The 16,164-nt window shown below is 70.0% G+C and carries 13 protein-coding genes; 4 read left to right on the top strand and 9 right to left on the bottom strand.

Translation table 11 applies throughout. The features are described from left to right. Nucleotides 1-3: 3 nt before the first annotated feature. The gene (locus ACZ5PO_RS32960; RefSeq protein WP_464186867.1) at nt 4-1,725 is read right to left on the bottom strand and encodes a thiamine pyrophosphate-binding protein; all 1,722 of its coding nucleotides are present in this window, start codon (nt 1,723-1,725) and stop codon (nt 4-6) included. Nucleotides 1,726-1,895: 170 nt separating this feature from the next. Here ACZ5PO_RS32960 and ACZ5PO_RS32955 point away from each other — a divergent pair, with 170 nt between their 5' ends. Continuing rightward, nucleotides 1,896-2,591, top strand: a complete 696-nt coding sequence (locus tag ACZ5PO_RS32955) for a TetR/AcrR family transcriptional regulator (protein ID WP_464186866.1) — start codon at nt 1,896-1,898, stop codon at nt 2,589-2,591. Between the two features lie 230 nt (nt 2,592-2,821). Beyond that, the gene (locus tag ACZ5PO_RS32950) at nt 2,822-3,547 is read left to right on the top strand and encodes a class I SAM-dependent methyltransferase (protein ID WP_464186865.1); all 726 of its coding nucleotides are present in this window, start codon (nt 2,822-2,824) and stop codon (nt 3,545-3,547) included. Nucleotides 3,548-3,680: 133 nt separating this feature from the next. Here ACZ5PO_RS32950 and fhuB read toward each other — a convergent pair whose 3' ends face one another. The 8 genes from fhuB to ACZ5PO_RS32910 form a co-directional block, all read right to left on the bottom strand. Continuing rightward, on the bottom strand, nt 3,681-5,663 hold the full coding sequence (gene fhuB, locus ACZ5PO_RS32945; protein WP_464186863.1) for a Fe(3+)-hydroxamate ABC transporter permease FhuB: 1,983 nt from the start codon (nt 5,661-5,663) through the stop codon (nt 3,681-3,683). After that, nucleotides 5,656-6,618 carry an ABC transporter substrate-binding protein gene (locus ACZ5PO_RS32940; RefSeq protein WP_464186862.1) on the bottom strand — a complete coding sequence of 321 codons (963 nt, stop codon included), beginning with the start codon at nt 6,616-6,618 and terminating at the stop codon, nt 5,656-5,658. Before ACZ5PO_RS32940 ends, fhuB begins: the two co-directional genes overlap by 8 nt. An 80-nt stretch (nt 6,619-6,698) precedes the next feature. After that, nucleotides 6,699-9,170, bottom strand: a complete 2,472-nt coding sequence (locus tag ACZ5PO_RS32935; protein ID WP_464186861.1) for a TonB-dependent siderophore receptor — start codon at nt 9,168-9,170, stop codon at nt 6,699-6,701. 140 nt (nt 9,171-9,310) lie between these two features. After that, complete coding sequence (locus ACZ5PO_RS32930) at nt 9,311-10,273, bottom strand: FecR family protein (protein WP_464186860.1); 963 nt, start codon at nt 10,271-10,273, stop codon at nt 9,311-9,313. Nucleotides 10,274-10,324: 51 nt separating this feature from the next. Further along, a complete protein-coding gene (locus tag ACZ5PO_RS32925; protein WP_464186859.1) occupies nt 10,325-10,831 on the bottom strand; it encodes an RNA polymerase sigma factor in 507 nt (168 codons plus the stop codon). A 378-nt stretch (nt 10,832-11,209) separates the two neighbouring features. After that, nucleotides 11,210-12,034 carry a class I SAM-dependent methyltransferase gene (locus ACZ5PO_RS32920; protein WP_464186857.1) on the bottom strand — a complete coding sequence of 275 codons (825 nt, stop codon included), beginning with the start codon at nt 12,032-12,034 and terminating at the stop codon, nt 11,210-11,212. 127 nt (nt 12,035-12,161) lie between these two features. After that, nucleotides 12,162-13,097 (bottom strand): aldo/keto reductase family protein, encoded by a 936-nt coding sequence (locus ACZ5PO_RS32915; protein WP_464186855.1) that lies wholly within the window; start codon nt 13,095-13,097, stop codon nt 12,162-12,164. 11 nt (nt 13,098-13,108) lie between these two features. After that, nucleotides 13,109-13,936 (bottom strand): SDR family NAD(P)-dependent oxidoreductase, encoded by an 828-nt coding sequence (locus ACZ5PO_RS32910; RefSeq protein ID WP_464186854.1) that lies wholly within the window; start codon nt 13,934-13,936, stop codon nt 13,109-13,111. 173 nt (nt 13,937-14,109) lie between these two features. Here ACZ5PO_RS32910 and tsaA point away from each other — a divergent pair, with 173 nt between their 5' ends. Together tsaA and ACZ5PO_RS32900 are read left to right on the top strand one after the other, a co-directional pair. After that, complete coding sequence (gene tsaA, locus ACZ5PO_RS32905; RefSeq protein ID WP_464186853.1) at nt 14,110-14,619, top strand: tRNA (N6-threonylcarbamoyladenosine(37)-N6)-methyltransferase TrmO; 510 nt, start codon at nt 14,110-14,112, stop codon at nt 14,617-14,619. 339 nt (nt 14,620-14,958) lie between these two features. Then, complete coding sequence (locus tag ACZ5PO_RS32900) at nt 14,959-15,972, top strand: NAD(P)H-dependent flavin oxidoreductase (protein WP_464186851.1); 1,014 nt, start codon at nt 14,959-14,961, stop codon at nt 15,970-15,972. The last annotated feature ends 192 nt before the right edge of the window (nt 15,973-16,164 follow it).

The following is a 16,164-nucleotide window of genomic DNA, read 5'->3' as shown; positions in this document are numbered from 1 at the left end:
GGCTCAGACCTCCAGGATGTCGGCGTAGGGCACGCGCGCCTTGCCGCTGGGACCGCGCAGCCCTTCGGCGGCGAGACCCATGAAGCGCTGCGTGATCGGGTTCATCACCGGCCTGGTCATGACGTTGACGCAGGCCGGGCCGCCGGCGGCGAACGCCCGCGCCAGTGCCGGCGCGAGGTCCGCCAGATCCTCCACATGCTCGGCATGGACGCCGAAGCCGGAGGCGGCGATGTCGTAGCGGGTGGCGGCGAGGTCCGTGACGATGCGCCGGCCCGGGCCGTAGACCAGGTCCTGCCCATGCGCCGACATGGCCCATTGCTGGTCGTTGTTGACCACCACAACGACCGGCAGGCGGTGGCGGACCAGGGTGTCGAACTCGGCGAAATTGAAGCCGACGGCGCCGTCGCCGGTGAGGCAGACGACACGGGCCGACGGTGCGGCGAGCTGGGCGCCGACGGCGAGCGGCAACCCCTCGCCCATGATGCCCATGTAGCCGTGGCCGAGCCAGCGGTTGGGGGCGAGGCTCGCCGTGACGCCATCCGCCCACGCCGGCGTCTCGCCGCCGTCGAGCACGAAGATGGCGTCGTGCGGCGCCGCCTCGGCCACCGCCGCCGCCAGGCGGCCCGGCGTCAGCGCCACATCGGCGTCGCTCGCCGCGGCGGCCGGTGCGGGCGGGCCGACGAGGCCGGCGGCCCACGCCTGCCGGTCGGGCCACGGCCCGTTGCCGGCGGCGGTGACGAGGGCCTCGAGCATCTCGCGGCAGTCGGCGGTGATGCCGAGGTCGACGTCGCGCATGCGGCCGATCTCCTCCGGCCGGATGTCCACCTGGATGACCGTGGCACCGTCGGGGATGAACGACTTGCGCCGGCCGCCGGTGTAGAGGCCGAGGCGGGCACCGAGCAGCACCACCACGTCGGGGCTGCCGGCGCCGCGGCCGGCCGCGGCGGCGAGCGTGCCGAAGCCGCGGCCCCACAGCGGATGATCGGTGGGCAGGGTGCCGCGCGACTTGTTGTTGGTCAGCACCGGGATGCCCGAGAGCTCGGCGAAGCGCCGCAGCGGCTCGGCCGCGCCGGCGTAGGCGACGCCGCCTCCGGCCAGGATCACCGGCCGTTCGGCCCGCTGCAGCAGGCGCAGTGCCTCGGCCACCCCTGCCGGCGACGGCGCCGGGCGGGCGAGGGCGAGGGGCCCACGCGGATAGGTGATCTGCTCCTCGTCGAGGAGGGCGTAGAGCACGTCGCTCGGCAGGTCGAGGTAGACCGGGCCGGGGCGGCCCTCGCGGGCGATGTGGAAGGCGCGGCCGACCAGGTCGGGCAGACGCTCCACGTGGGTGATACGGTGCGCCCACTTGGTGATGCCGGCCATGACGGCGAGCTGGTCGTAGCCGCTGTTGACCGGCAGCGCGTCGTAGTCGCGCAGCGGCGGCGCGCCGCCGAAGAAGACGCTGGCGACGCAATCGGCATAGGCGTTGGCGACCGCGGTGACGACGTTGGTGACGCCGCCGCCCGCCGTCACCATGGCGACGCCGACCTCGCCGCTGACGCGAGCATAGCCGGTCGCGGCGATGCCGGCGGCCTGCTCGTGCCGGGTGTCGACGAGGCGGATGCCGGCGTCGACCGCCGCCCGGTAGATGCAGTCGAGATGGCCGCCGTGAAGCGTGAAGATGGTGCTGACGCCGAAGCGCTGCAGCGTCGCCACCAGCGCCTGGCCTCCGTCGATGCGCGCCATGGGTCCTCCCGATCCGCGTCTTGTCCAGTCGGCGCACCAATCGTGCGTCCGTTGTTAGCGACCATAAATGAACGCGTTCAAATAGCAACTGCAAATGAACACGTTCATTAAAATTGCTGGCCGTGAGCGTGGTCGTGCGATAGAGCGGCGCCAACCAGGAGGTGCTGCACGTGCCCAATCGCAGGGCTGATCCGGAGGCGCCGGAGCGTCGGGCGCCGCGCGCCATGCGCGGCCCCAAGACGCGCGCTCATTCAGCCGAGGACAAGGAGCAGGTGCGGGCCGCCTTCATCGCAGTCGGCCGGCAGCTGTTCGCTTCGGAGGATCCGACACGGGTGTCGCTGCGGCGGATCGCGGCCGCCGCCGGCTATTCACCGGGCACGATCTATCAGTATTTCCGCGATCAGCGGGGGCTCTACCTCGCCATCCGCGAGCAGGACATGACCGCTGCCGTGGAGCACTTCGAACGGCTCGCCGACGGCACCGCCGACCCCGAGCAGCGGGTGCGCGACGTCTTCCTCGGCGCCGTCGCCCACTGGCGGCAGCACTTCGACCACTTCCAGACGCTGTTCTCGATGCCGCCGCACCAGCCGCCGATCAGCGACCCGGAGGGGGTGCCGTTCGGCCGTTCGTCGATCGTCGTGCGCTCCTACGGCCTCTACGAGCGCGTGGTCGGCGAGCTCTTCGCCAGCTGGCCGCGCGCGCCGTTGCCGCTCAAGCTGGCGACCGACAGCCTGATCGCCGCCACCCATGGCATCGTGTCGTTCCCCGTCTACACACGGACGATGGACTGGTCCGATACGGGGACCATGGCCGCCTGCGTGCTCGACGCAATGTTGGCCGACTGGCGCCGGCAGGCGTATGCGTGAAGGGCGCGGCGTTTGCCGCTATCCTCCTGAGTCGGATCGGAAAAAGCGTGCCAGCTCGAAGAGATATTGAAGCATTCATCGAAAATTGGACGATCTGCTCTGCTTGGACAGCTCTTCAGCCAAATTGAGTAATTGCTCCGAGTTCTGTGGCGTATTACCCATGCCGTATCTTGGAGAGCTTCTATCCGATCGGATAGAAGCTTTCCAGCCATGCCCTATCCGGAAACGTCATGCCGAACGACGTCTATGCCGGCTATCAGGACTGGAAGGGCTGGTCGGAGGCCGACTTTTTCCGCGTTGGCGACTTCGAGCGGCACTACCTTCAGGGCGATTTCGAGGGAATCGATCTCGCCGGTAAGAACTTTCTCGAGATCGGCTTCGGCAATGGTGCGCTACTGGCCTGGGCGCGGGAGAATGGAGCACATCTATTTGGCGTGGAGATCATCGACGCGCTCGTCGAGCTTGCTCGTCAGAATGGCGTGACGACGATTCCATCGGATCTGAGCAGGAGCGTCGATACGTACGCGGAGTTCTTCGACGTCGCCGCCGCCTACGACGTTCTCGAGCACATGACGTTCGACCAGATCGATCAGACGCTGAACGGCATCGCCGCTATCCTGAAGCCCGGTGGCCACCTCGTCGTCCGCTTTCCCAACGGACGGAGCCCCTTCGGCCGCATCCCCCAGCACAGCGACTATACGCACCTGGTGACGCTGTCGGCGCCGATCATCGCCCAGCTCCTGCGCGGCAAGCCGTTCGCCATCACGAGAATCGGCAGCAGGACGAAGCGCGCCTACGGCCGCTCGTTCCGATGGATCGCCAGCGAGACCAAGCGCGGCGTTCGAGATCTCACCGAGCTCTTCCTGAGCAAGATCTTCGACCTCGACCGCGACTTGAGCGCCAATCTGGTCATGGTGCTGCAGCGGCAGCCGACGACGTCCATGGCGAGGGCCTGAGGGCCTGGAGTATTTCTGCGCCATTGGATGATCCCGTCCAATCGCCGAGAATCGCCCGTGCCCGGGGGGCCCTCGTTGGGAAACAGGGCCATGCGTCCTGCCTGATCGGCCGCGACCATGGACCGGCGCGTTCTCACCGGCGCCGCGCGATCAGCCACATGAAGTACGGGGCGCCGACCAGTGTCGCGACGATGCCGACCGGCAGCTGGTTTGGAAAATGCGCGACGCGCCCGACCCAGTCGGCGACCGCCATCAGGATGGCGCCGACGAGCGCGGATCCGATCAGCTGCGGCGTCGCGCGGGCGAGGCCCATGGTGCGGGCCATGTGCGGCACCATCAGGCCGACGAAGCTCAGCGGCCCCACCAGCAGCGTCCCCATGGCAGCCGCGACGGCGGCGAGAAGCAGGAGCGTGCGCCGGCTGGCGGCAACGTCGAGGCCCAGCCCCCGTGCTGCGGCCTCGCCCAACGGCAGCACGTCGAGCCAGCGCGCGGCGAGCGGGGCAACGGCGATGGCGAGCGCGGCACTGGCGAGCGCGGTCATCGCCTGGCCGGGCGTGGCCAGGAAGGTCGAGCCGGCCATCCAGCGCAGCAGGCCGAACATGCGCGGGTCGCCCATGCCGAGCAGGAGGCTGACGAGCGCGGCGAAGATCGTGTTGAGCGCGACGCCGGCCAGCAGCACCTGCTCCGGCCGGAAGGACGAGCGGCGCGCCACCAGCATGATGAGGCCGAGCGCCAGGACGGCGCCGAGCGCCGCCGACGCCAGCATCGCCGCCGTGCCGGGCGCAGCATCCAGGCAGAGCACGAGCAGCATGATGCCGCAAGCCGCGCCCGAGCTGACGCCGAGCAGCTCCGGCCCCGCCATCGGGTTTGCCGTCATGCGCTGCAGGATCGTGCCGGAGACGGCGAGCAGCACGCCGGCCCCCACGGCCACGCCCAGCCGCGGCCAGCGCCAGATCAGCAGTGGATCGGCCGGGTCGACGACGACGAACCTCCAGCCATGGACACCGGGGCCGACCGCCAGCGACATCCAGCAGAGGGCGACAAGGGCGGCCGCGCCGACGGCCAGCCATGCCAGCGGCCGGCCGAGGCGTCGCTGCGCGGTCGCCGCCGGCCCGGTGTGCGTCGGCCGCAGCCGTCGCAGCAGCACCAGCAGCAGCGGCGCTCCGAGCAGGGCGGTCGCTGCGCCGGTCGGGACCTCGGGCATGATGCGTGCGGCCTGCTGCACCGCCTCGTCGGCGACCAGCAGCAAGGCTGCGCCGATCAGCGCCGCCCATGCCAGGCGCCCGGCGAAGGACCGCGCGCCGGCGAGCCCCGCGAGGGCCGGCGCGGCGAGGCCGATGAAGCCGATGACGCCGACGGCGCTGACCGTGAAGGCCGCCAGCGCCACCGCGGCGCTCACCGCCAGCAGGCGCAGGCGAACCGGCGCCAGGCCGAGCGCACGGGCGCCGTCGTCGCCCAGCCCGAGCAGGGTCAGCGGCCTGATCAGCACGATCGCCAGCAACATGGGCGCCACCAGCCGAGGCAGCAGATAGGTGACCGCGGTCCAATCGTTCTGCACCAAGGAGCCGCTGCCCCAGATGAACAGGTACCGGGCACCGCTGTCGTCGAACAGGCTGATGGCGGCGCCGGCGGCGCTGCACATCAGCGTGACGACGAAGCCGGCGAGAATCAGCGCGAGCGGCGCCAGGCGCTGCGACCAGGCCATGGCGGCGACGAGCCCGGCGGCACCGACGGCGCCGGCGAGGCAGACCACGTCGCGGTGAGCTTCGGCCAGCCCGGGCGCCCACAGCGAGGCGGCGCCCAACGCCAGGAAGGCCCCGGCCGAGACGCCCAGCGTAGCCGGCTCGGCCAGCTCGGTGCGCAGAACCTGCTGGAAGATGGCGCCCGCCATGGCCAAGGCCGCTCCGCACAGCGGCGCGACGACGAGACGGGGCAGCAGGCTTTCATGGACCAGGAGCTGGGGGAAATCGCCGATCGCCGGCGCGGTGGCGGCCTGCCACCATTGCGCCGCGGGCAGCAAGGTCTGAAGGCGCAGCAGCAGCGAGGCGGCGGCGACGGCGACCAGCGCGGCGACAAGGGCCCGCGGGCCGGCCGCGGAGCGAGCCGGATCAACCACGGCGGCTCGGCACAGGGAGGGCATGCAGCGCTTCGCCCATCAGGAACGCGAAGCGCATGGCCGCCGGCAATCCTGCCGAGCCCAATACCGGTGCGATGCAGTGGATCCGCTCTTCGCGGACGAAGGCGAAGGCGCTCCACAGGCGGCTGCTCTGGATCCGCGCGGCCAGGCCTGGAGCTGTCGGCGAGTCGATGAGGAACAGCCGGCAGTCGGAGAACTGACGGAGCGCGTCGATGCCGACGACGATGGATTCGGCGACGGTCGCCGCCGGCAGCGCGCTGGTCAGCCCCAGGCTGAGCAGGACGTCGTGGTAGAGGCTGCCGGCGGTGAACAGCGCCATATGCCTGGTGTCGACGGGGCTGACGACGGCGATCGGCCTGTCGGACAGAAGGGTCAGGGTTGTGCGGGCCGCCGCCAGCGCTGCCGCTGCCTCCGCGACCAGGCGCTCGCCGCGTGCCTCCGCGCCGACGGCAGCAGCCAGCCGGACGGTCCCGCGGTTGGCCCGCGCCAGGGCGTTCGGGCCGGGCTGGAACAGATCGATCTCGACCACGGGCCCGGTGCGCGCCAGCATCGCAGCGGCTCGGTGCAGCCCCGGCGTGATGGCGATGAGGCTCGGCGCGAGCTCGGCGAGCACCTCGATATTGGGCGTGAACAGCAGGCCGACGTTGGCGACGCTCTCCGGCATCGTCGGCTCGACCACGCTGCGCCGATACCAGCGCGGCACCGGTGTGCCGAGCGGCGTCACGCCGAGCGCCAGCAGGGTCGCCGCCAGGCCCCAGTCGAGGGCGACGACGCGGCTGCCGTCCGGCGCCGGCGCCACGGCGCCGGCGGCCGCCCATGCCTGGCCGCCGGCGAGCGGGAACAGGGCGAGGCCGGCGAGGCACTGCCGGCGGGTCGCGCCGGTGCCCGGACCTGGATGATCGTCCTCGAAGCCATCCATCGCGATGTGAACCACGGCGCCGAGCCCGATCTACGCGCCGCCGCGGACCTGCGGTTCCGAGAGCCGCCGCCGATGCCCTGCGATCATGCCGCGCCTCACCATTGGTACTTGAGGCCGGCGACCACGGTGCGGCCGGGACCGTAGAGGCAGTTCAGCCCGTTCGAGCATTCGGAGACGTAGCGCTGGTCGAGCAGGTTGGTTGCGTTCAGCGTGAACGTCAGGCCCTTGAGCTCGGGCACGCGCTCGCCGATGTCATAGCGCACGGCGACGTCGACGAGCGTATTGCTGGGCACGAAGAACGTATTCGCTTGGTCTCCGGGTGTATTTCCGACGTAGCGGATGCCGGCGCCGAGGCCGAGGCCGAGGAACGGCCCGCTCTGCACCGTCTTGAACAGCCACAACGAGGCCATCTGGTTGGGAATGTTGACGGGTCGCTTGCCGAGGTCGGTCGAATTGCTCTTGGTAACCTCGACATGGGCGTAGCTGTAGGTGGCGATCAGATCGAGGCCATCGGCGAGGCTGGCCCGGGCCTCCGCCTCGACGCCGCGTGAGCGGATCTCGCCCGTCTGGATGCGGAAGGCGGTGTTGTTCGGATTGATCGTCAGTACGTTCTGCTGGGTGAGATCGAAGGCGGCGAAGGTGAAGAGGGCATTGACGCCCACCGGCTGGTACTTGATGCCGGCCTCGTACTGCTGCCCCGTCGTCGGCTTGAACGGGTTGCCCGAGACGTCGGTGCCGACGGTCGGCGCGAACGAGGTGGCATAGGCGACGTAGGGGGCGATGCCGTTGTCGAACACGTAGTTGAGCCCGGCGCGCCAGGTGAAGGCATCGTCGTTGGTGGTGACGGTGGTGCCCTTGAGATCGTTGGCGGTGTCGGTGGAGACCCAGTCCTTGCGGCCGCTCAGGGTCAGCACGAAGCGGTCGAACTTGATCTGGTCCTGCACGTAGGCGCCGAGCTGCCACATCGCCTGATTGGTGTTCGAGACGATCGGCGGCATCGGGATGATCTTGCCGTAAGCCGGGGCGAAGACGTCGATCGACGGCGCCACGGCCTGGCCCAGCGTATCGCTTTCGGACAGCCGCTGGAGGTCGAAGCCCAGCAGCAGGGTGTGGCTGAGCGGGCCGGTGGCGAAGACCGCCTGCGCCTGGTTGTCGAGCGTCAGGCCATTGATGTTGTTGGCGTCGTAGAGCGCATAGCGGTTGAGCGTGCGCCCGTTGACCAGCGAGGTCCCCAGCGGCAGCAACTGCTCGGTGATGCCCTCGGTATGCATGAAGCGGAAGTTCTGCTTGATGGTCCAGACGTCGTCGAACCTGTGCTCGAAGGCGTAGGAGATCGACTGCTGGTCGCGCCTGTAGACGTTGTAGTTGGGGTCGCCCAGGTAGCGGCTGACCGGTATGCGGCCGTACGGGTTCGGCAGGACCGTGCCGGAGGCGGGGACGAGGCTGTAGAGACCGACGTGGGGGTCGTGCTGGATGTTCGCCATCACCGTCAGGCTGGTGCTGTCGTCGGGCCGCCAGGTGAGCGCCGGCGCGAAGTAGAAGCGCTGCTCCTTGGTGAAGTCGACCTGCGAGTCCACATCCCGCACGAGGCCGGTGAACCGGTAGAGCAGCGTCTTGCTGGCGTCGGTCGGGCCGCCGATGTCGAAGGCCCCTTGCAGCCGTCCGAAATTGCCGGTCTGCAGCTCGACCTCGCGGAAGGCGGTGTCACGCGGCCGCTTGGTGACCGCATTGACCAGGCCTCCGGGGGAGGACTGTCCATAGAGGACGGAGGCCGGGCCGCGCAGCACCTCCAGGCGTTCGACGCCGTAGGGCTCGATCTGCGGCACCGTGTAGCCGCTGACGCCGCCGAGAAGCTTGGTGCCGTCGACATAGCGGTCGAGGATGAAGCCGCGCGAATACATGATGTCGAAGCCGCTGAAGGCGGTGCGCGTGTTGGAGGCGACGCCGGTCGTGTAGCCGAGCGCCTGCTTCAGGTTCTGCGCGCCTTGCTGGGCGATTTGGTCCTGCGTGATGACGGAGATCGATTGCGGGATCTGGATCAGCGGGGTGTCGCTCTTGGAGCCCGTCACCGTCCTGGTGGCGACGAAGCCGACGCCGGGGCCGTACGGCGACTGGCTTCCACCCTGCACGTCGATGGTATCGAGCACGATATCGCTGCCCGCGGCGGCGCCGGTCACCAGCGGCGGCGCGGCGCCGCCGGCACGCTGGATGGTGACGGTGTTGGCGTTGGTGAAGCGGAAGGTCAGCCCCGAGCCGGCCAGCAGCCGGTCGAGCGCTTCCGTCCGGCTAAGCGCGCCCTGCGCTCCGGGCGACTGGAGGCCGCGCACCAGATCGGCGTTGAAGAAGAGCTGCACGCCGGTGGCGTTGGAGAACTGCATCAGCGCCTGCGCCAGTGGCTGCGGCCGGATGTCGAACGAGGCTGAGGCTGCCAGCACGGGGCTCATCAGGCCGGGGATTGCCACCAGCCCGCTGGTGGCCAGGAGCGCCAGCGCCAGGGCCCGCCCTCGCTGCCGCGCGCTCCCGATGGTCGATCCGGACCTGTCCTGCCCCGCACGCACAACCTGCATCGCTTCAACCCGCTCTCTGGCCCGGCCCCCCGGGGGGTGGGATCGTCGATCCGCGAGGACGTCTGCATGAGGCCCTCAGGAGATCTGACACCGGAGCGGACCGGGCCAATGATCGCCGCGATGATTTTTTTTCGGCGTCGTCAGCCGCGGTAGACGATGGCGACGTAGTTGGTGGCATGGAGCACCCGGATCGCCAGCGTGTCGGCGATGGTCTGCAGCGCGCTCTCCGCTTCCCGGGTGTCGAACACGGCGGTCACCGGGATGTCGCCGATGCTGCGATCCATCAGGATGATGCGGCCGCGCCGATAGCGCTCCAGCTCGGCCAGCACCTGGCGCAACGGCGCGTCCTGGAACACGATGCGATCGCGCCGCCAGGCCTCGACCGCCTCCAGGTTCGCCTTCGAGGGCTCGCCCAGGCCGGCGCGGCCATAGCTGATCTGCCAGCCTTGCTCGAGACGGACCTCCGGGGCGGTGCCGGCGCGGACGCCCACCGCGTGGGCCTCGACGGCGACGGTCACGAGGTCGTCGACGTACTTCACGTCGAAGCGCGTCCCGAGCGCGCGCGTCGTGCCGCCACCAGCGTCGACGCAGAACGGGCGGCTCGCGTCCGCGGCGACGCCGAAGAAGCCTTCGCCGCGATGCAGCTCCACCCGCCGGCGTTCGGCGGTGAATGCCGTCGACAGGGCCGAATAGCTACCGAGCTCCACCATGCTGCCGTCGGCGAGGGTGAAGGTGCGGCGCTCACCCACGGCCGTGACGTAGTCGGCGAACAGATCCGAGCGGGCGATGGCGTAGAGGCCGCTCGCGCCCGCCGTGACCGCCAGGCCGCCGATGACAAGGTTGCGGCGCGTGCGGCCCTTGCCGGGGCGCTGCAGGCGCTCGAGCTCCGGCCGCACGATGTCGAAGCGGTTCCACAGGGCCTCGGCGCGCGCCCACGCGGCGGCGTGGCGAGGATCGTCGGCGAGCCACGCCTGGAACGCCTCGCGGTCCGCCTCGCTCACCTTGTCGTCGCGCATGCGGACGAACCATTCGAGCGCCTTGGCAACGACCGGGTCGGTCGCGTCGTCCGTCATAATCCCCCGCGCCGCACGTGCCTGGAGCATGTCTCCATCGTCTATGACACCCGGCGCGGCGGAGGTAACGATCGGGCTGCGCTATTTCGGCGCCAGCTGCCGGTCAAGGTCGACCAGGGCGCTGACGATCTGCGAGATGACGGTATTGCGCGAAATGCCTTGGCGGGCCGCGATCTCGTCGTAGCTCAGGCCCTCGAACTTGTGCAGCACGAACGCCTCGCGGCGGCGAGGGGGGAGGGCGGCGACCGCTGTAAGGACGCGGCGCAGCTCGCAGCGGTAGATGGCCTCGGTCTCGGGCGAGGGGCGCCCATCGGCGATGGCCTCGAGCTCCCCATCGGGCAGGCCCACTTCGGCCCGCCGCGCCGCATCGCGCAGATGGTTGAGCGCCAAGTTGCGCGCCGTGCGCGTGAGGTAGGCAGGGCAGTTGGCGAGATCGCCGTGGCCGGCGGCCGCCATCAGCTTGACGAATGCCTGCTGGACGAGGTCCTCCGCCGTCGCCCTGTTGCCTACCATGCGCTTGACAAGCCGCTTCAGCCGCCCCTGCTCGGACGAGTACAGGCCTGTCAGATCGATGGCGTGGACACTCATGCGAAGGGCTCGGGCCAGCCCGCGGCTGACAAGAGCGGCCCGCGGCCGCAGGGATAATCGTCGAGCAGCTAGAGGATTGCCGGTCGTCGTGCAAAGCCCATGGTTTAGAGCCCGTCTAAGTTGGCATCTCTCAGCTTAGAGTGCTTCGAGAGCATGGCGCTAAGTAACTGATATCAATTTATTGCTTCGAAATGCTCGAAACGCCGGCGGTCGCTCAATCGGCAGCTCCGTGACATTTTGGCAACTGCCGCGCCCTCCGGCGGAGGCGTCCGGACCGTCGAAGCCGTCGTAGGATGTGTTTCCAGGCGCATGGGAGCGGGTCGAGCCCGCCAGCCTCCGCTCGGGAGCCCGTGACGATCGCGTCCCCAGGCGAGCGGCTCAGGCGCTCTTGCGCGCGGCGACGACCAAGGTGGGCGCCGGCACGGCATAGGCGCCGTCCTGGGCGAACTCGCCGACGCGCCGGCGCAGGTGGTCCTTGATCCGCTCGAGGTTCTCGGGCGTCTGGCGACCGAGCGTCGCCGCCGCGCGGACCGTGCCGCCGACGATGCCGTCGATGAAGGCGTCGGGCGAGCTGGCGCGCCACGCCAACGGCACCTCGCGTATGCTGATCGCGCCGAAGCCGGCCTTGTCGAGCATGGCCCGGGCGTAGGCGGGCCGTCCGCAGTTGAAGAAGTCGGGGCCTGGCGGCAGTCCGACGTCGAGCGACCCGTGGGCACGGATGGCGTCATAGACGATGGAGAAGGCCAGGCACTGCTCCGGCGCGCACCATGACGCATAGGCGAAGCGTCCGCCCGGAGCCAGGACCCGATGGGCCTCCGCTGCGGCCCGGTCGGGATCGGGCACGTGCGGCATGCCGAAGGCATTGACGACGGCGGTGAAGGCGCCCTCGTCGAACGGCAGCGCCTCGGCATCTCCCTCGACGAAGCGGAGGCCCGGATACGTCGCTTCCGCGAGGCGGACCTGGGCGGCGGAAAAATCGAGGCCCACGGCAGCGGCGCCGCGGTCGCGGGCGGCAGCGGCGACGTACCCCGCCCCGCACGCCACATCGAGCACCCGGTCGCCGGGCCCGACGCCGGCAGCGTCCAGCAACGGCGGGATGCAGCCGGTCGTCACGTCGCCGAGATGGCGATGATAGGCCTGGGCGCGGGCTTCGTCGCCCCAGCCGGCCTGCTCGAATTCATGAAAGGTGTCTGCGGTCGCCATGACGCACTCCTTTCCTGAACGACGGAAGATGCCGGCGTTGGAGGCGCGATGCTCAAGCTGGAGAGCATCATAACGTGGCGGGCTTGTCCATCGTCACGTGGGTCAGCCGGGCTCGGCGGCGAAGCGGTCACGTCGCCACGATCGCCTCGGCCCTGGTGAAGAGCTCGGGCGGCACGACGAGGTCCGAGGCGGCGGCGTTCTCGTCGAGCTGCTCGGGGCGGCTGGCGCCGACGATGGCGGAGGCGACATTGGGCTGGCGCAGCACCCAGGCGAGCGCAAACTGGCTCATGGTGCAGCCGGCCTCCGCCGCGAGTGGCCGCAACCGCTGCACCTTCTCCAGGATCTCGGGCTTCAGCCAGGTCTGCATGGCGTTGCCCATGGTCTCGCTGGTCGCCCGTGTCGCCTCGGGCAGCCGCGCGCCGGGCACGTACTTGCCCGACAGCACCCCTTGCGCCAGCGGCGACCAGACGATCTGCGAGACGCCATGGGTGGCCGAGAGCGGGATCACCTCGGCCTCGATGCGGCGATGCAGAAGCGAGTATTGCGGCTGGCTGGAGACGAAGCGCGCGACGCCGGGCAGGGCGAAGGCGGCTGCGATCTGCTCCGGCTTCCACTCGCTGAAGCCGATATAGCGCGCCTTGCCCTGGCGCACGACCTCGGTCAACGCCGCCATGGTCTCCTCCAGCGGCACCTCCGGATCGTAGCGGTGGCATTGATAGAGATCGACGTAGTCCAGCTTGAGGCGCGTCAGAGACGCGTCGATCTGCTTGAGGATCTGCGCCCGCGACAGGCCGCTGTCCGTCTCGCTCATGGGAAAGAAGACCTTGGTGGCGAGCACGTAGGCGTGGCGCGGCCGCCCGGCCAGGATCTCGCCAAGCACCGTCTCGGCGGCGCCGCGGCCATAGACGTTGGCGGTGTCGATGAAGTTGATGCCGAGGTCGAAGGCGCGGTCGACGCAGGCACGCGCCAGATCCCGTTCGACGCCGACACCGTAGGTGAGCCACGAGCCCAGAGAGATCTCCGACACCTCGAGGTCGCTCGAACCGAGCTTGCGGTATTTCACGGTGGGGCTCCTCAGGGACGGGGGGCGGTCAGGCGGACGAGCTCGAAGCTGAGCTCGCGCAGGCGTTTGCGTGCCGTGGCGTCGTAGGCCTGGGCATCGGCCTTGGCCTCGGTGAGGACGTTGAAATAGAGGCCGCTGCGGCCTTCGAGCGCCGACCCGACGGCGAGGTTGAGGATGGCCGCGGCGCCGTCCTCGACCTTGCTCCAGGGCTCGACGCCGGCGAGGCGCACCATGGTGGTGTTCATGTAGCTCGACGGGTGCAACGCGTTGACGGTCACACCGGAGCCGGCGAGCTCGTCGGCCAGGTCGATGGTGGAGAGGATCTGGGCCAGCTTGCTCTGGCAGTAGGCGCGCACGCCGCTATAGCCGCGCGTCAGCATCACATCGTCGAAATCGATGGCCTGCTGGCCGGCGGAGGCCACGTTGACGATGCGCGCCGGCGTGCTCGATTTGAGCAGCGGCAGCAGCAGGCGCGTCAACAGGAAGCCGGCAAGGTAGTTGACGGCGAAGGTGAGCTCATGGCCGTCGGCGCTCAATCGCCGGTCTGGCCGGCCGCCGGTGCCGATGCCGGCATTGCTGACCAGGAGGTCGAGCCGGTCCGTCGCCGCGCCGACCGCGTCGGCGAGGGCACGCACGCCGACCAGCGACGAGAGGTCGGCCGCGAGGAATTCGGCGCTGCCGCCGGCCTGGCGGATCTTGGCGACGACCGCCGCGCCGCGCTCATGGTCGCGTCCGTGCACCAGGACGCGCCAGCCCCCGGCCGCCAATTCCTCTGCCACCAGCCGCCCGACGCCGTCAGTGCTGCCGGTAACGAGCGCGGTCCGCATCGTGTCCGCCATGGCGGCCTCCCTGTCCGTACGGCAGTAGTCTATGCGCTCGTCGCACGTGTGCCAGAGCATTTCGCCATTGGGTGAGCCCAAGCGCTTCAGTCGGGGGGGTCTCGGCGATCCACGCCCACGCGTCGTGTATGACGCTATATAGCGAGTGATGCGCTACAGGGGGCGACAGGACCATGGTCCGTGAAGACGAGATCCGCAGGGCTGAGCGGGCGGTCGAATGGCCGGACGCCACCGACGCCGGGTTGATCTACATCGGCGCTATCCATACGCCATGGACCTCGCGTCTCGATTGCCCGCGCCAGGGCCGGGCCGACGGCCCGCTGTGCCGCATCGAGGTGTTCGAGCCCTGGCGCGAGGCGCTCGCCGGCATCGCCGACTACACGCGGCTGGAGGTGCTCTACTGGCTGCACCGGTCGCGGCGCGATCTTGTGCTGCAGAGCCCGCGCGACGATGGCGCGGTGCGCGGCACCTTCGCGCTGCGCTCGCCGGTGCGGCCCAACCCGATCGGCACCTCGATCGCCACCCTCGTCGGCATCGAGGAGGGTGCGTTGCTCGTGCGCGGGCTCGATTGCCTCGACGGCACGCCGCTCCTCGACCTCAAGCCTGACCGCACGCTGTTCGTGCCGCTGGCGCCGCCGACGCCCGGCGACGGCCAAACCGGCGATCCCGCCGGCGGCCTTTGACGCGCCGCACATCGATTCCGCACCGAACGAGCGCTCCGGTGGCATGCCGCGGACGATCCGTGGCCGGACGGCGCTCGCCTGTCCTGCAATCCACTGGAAACGGACCGGCCTCGCCCCGCGGCGGTGGGCGGGCTTGTGGCCGCGGCGTCTAAGCTATTGATAAGTTGGGTGAAAGGCGAGGATAGGCAACTGCCGTGGCTGGTTCCGCCGGATCCGCACGTAACCAAAAAGTGTAGGGAGCGTTAATGACGAGCATGCGTCATTTGCTCGCTGAGGTAGACTGGTGCGGTAAAAGCGCGCAAGCTCCCTAAGGGAAGGTGTGGCAGAGGGGAGCCGGGGATGCCGATTTCGACCCGCGTGACGGAGCTGTTGCGCATCAAGCACCCGGTGCTGCTCGCCCCCATGGACGTGATCGCCGACGGCAAGCTCGCGGCAGCGGTGAGCAATGCCGGCGGCTTCGGCATCATCGGTGGCGGCTACGGCGACGAGGCCTGGCTCGAGCGGGAGATGGACGCGGCGGGCGACGCTCGCGTCGGTGTCGGCTTCATCACCTGGAGCCTCGCCAAGCAGCCGCATCTGCTCGACCTGGTGCTGAAGCGCCGCCCGCCCGCCATCATGCTGTCCTTCGGCGACGTCGGCCCGCACGCGCCCAAGGTGAAGGCGGCCGGTGCGCTGCTGATCTGCCAGGTGCAGACGCTGGAACAGGCCCTGCACGCTGCGGTGCACGGCGCCGATATCCTGGTGGCGCAAGGGGCGGAGGCCGGCGGCCACGGCATCTCGCGCAGCACCCTGCCGTTCGTGCCCGCCGTCGTCGACACCGTCCCCAGCGTGCCGGTGGTGGCCGCGGGCGGCATCGCCGACGGGCGGGGCCTCGCCGCGGCGCTGATGCTGGGCGCCGACGGCGTGCTGCTCGGCACCCGCTTCTATGCCACCCAGGAGGCGGCGGCGTCGGGCGCCGCCAAGGGCTGCATCGTGGCGGCGAGCGGCGACGACACCACGCGCGGCATCCTGTTCGACATCGTCCGCGACCGGGTGTGGCCGGCGCCCTACACCGGGCGCGTGCTGCGCAACGGCTTCTCCGAGACCTGGCGTGGCCGCGAGGCCGAGCTGATGCAGCGCCGGGAGGAGATCGGCCCCCGCTACGCCCAGGCGCGCGAGCACAGCGATTTCAGCATCGCCGCGTTGATCGTCGGCGAGGCGGTCGACCTGGTCAACGACGTGCCGCCGGCGGCCGAGGTGGTGCGGCGGATGGTGGCCGAAGCGGAGGCGCGGCTCACCAACCGCGCCGAGCGCTTCCGCATCACCCGCGAGCCGCGTCTCCCCATTGCCCACACCCTGGCCGCTGCCGAATGACGGCGCGGTCGGGCTCGACCCGGCGATCCGTCGGGGATGGACGGCCAGGTCAAGCGCTCGCCTGACGGAGATCGACAATTGCGACCAGGCGGGGCCGCGCTGGGCTCGTCGTCGAGCTTGTGATCTGAAGGTCGCAGCGCTCCTCGTCCGAGTGATGATGCGGCCGGTGAGTTGGCGGACGGCGTCCGCTGC

The organism is Chelatococcus sp. KU-N122 (assembly GCF_055391085.1).
Note: the sequence above shows the minus strand (reverse complement) of the source record. Positions and strands in the feature narration are given on the sequence as shown.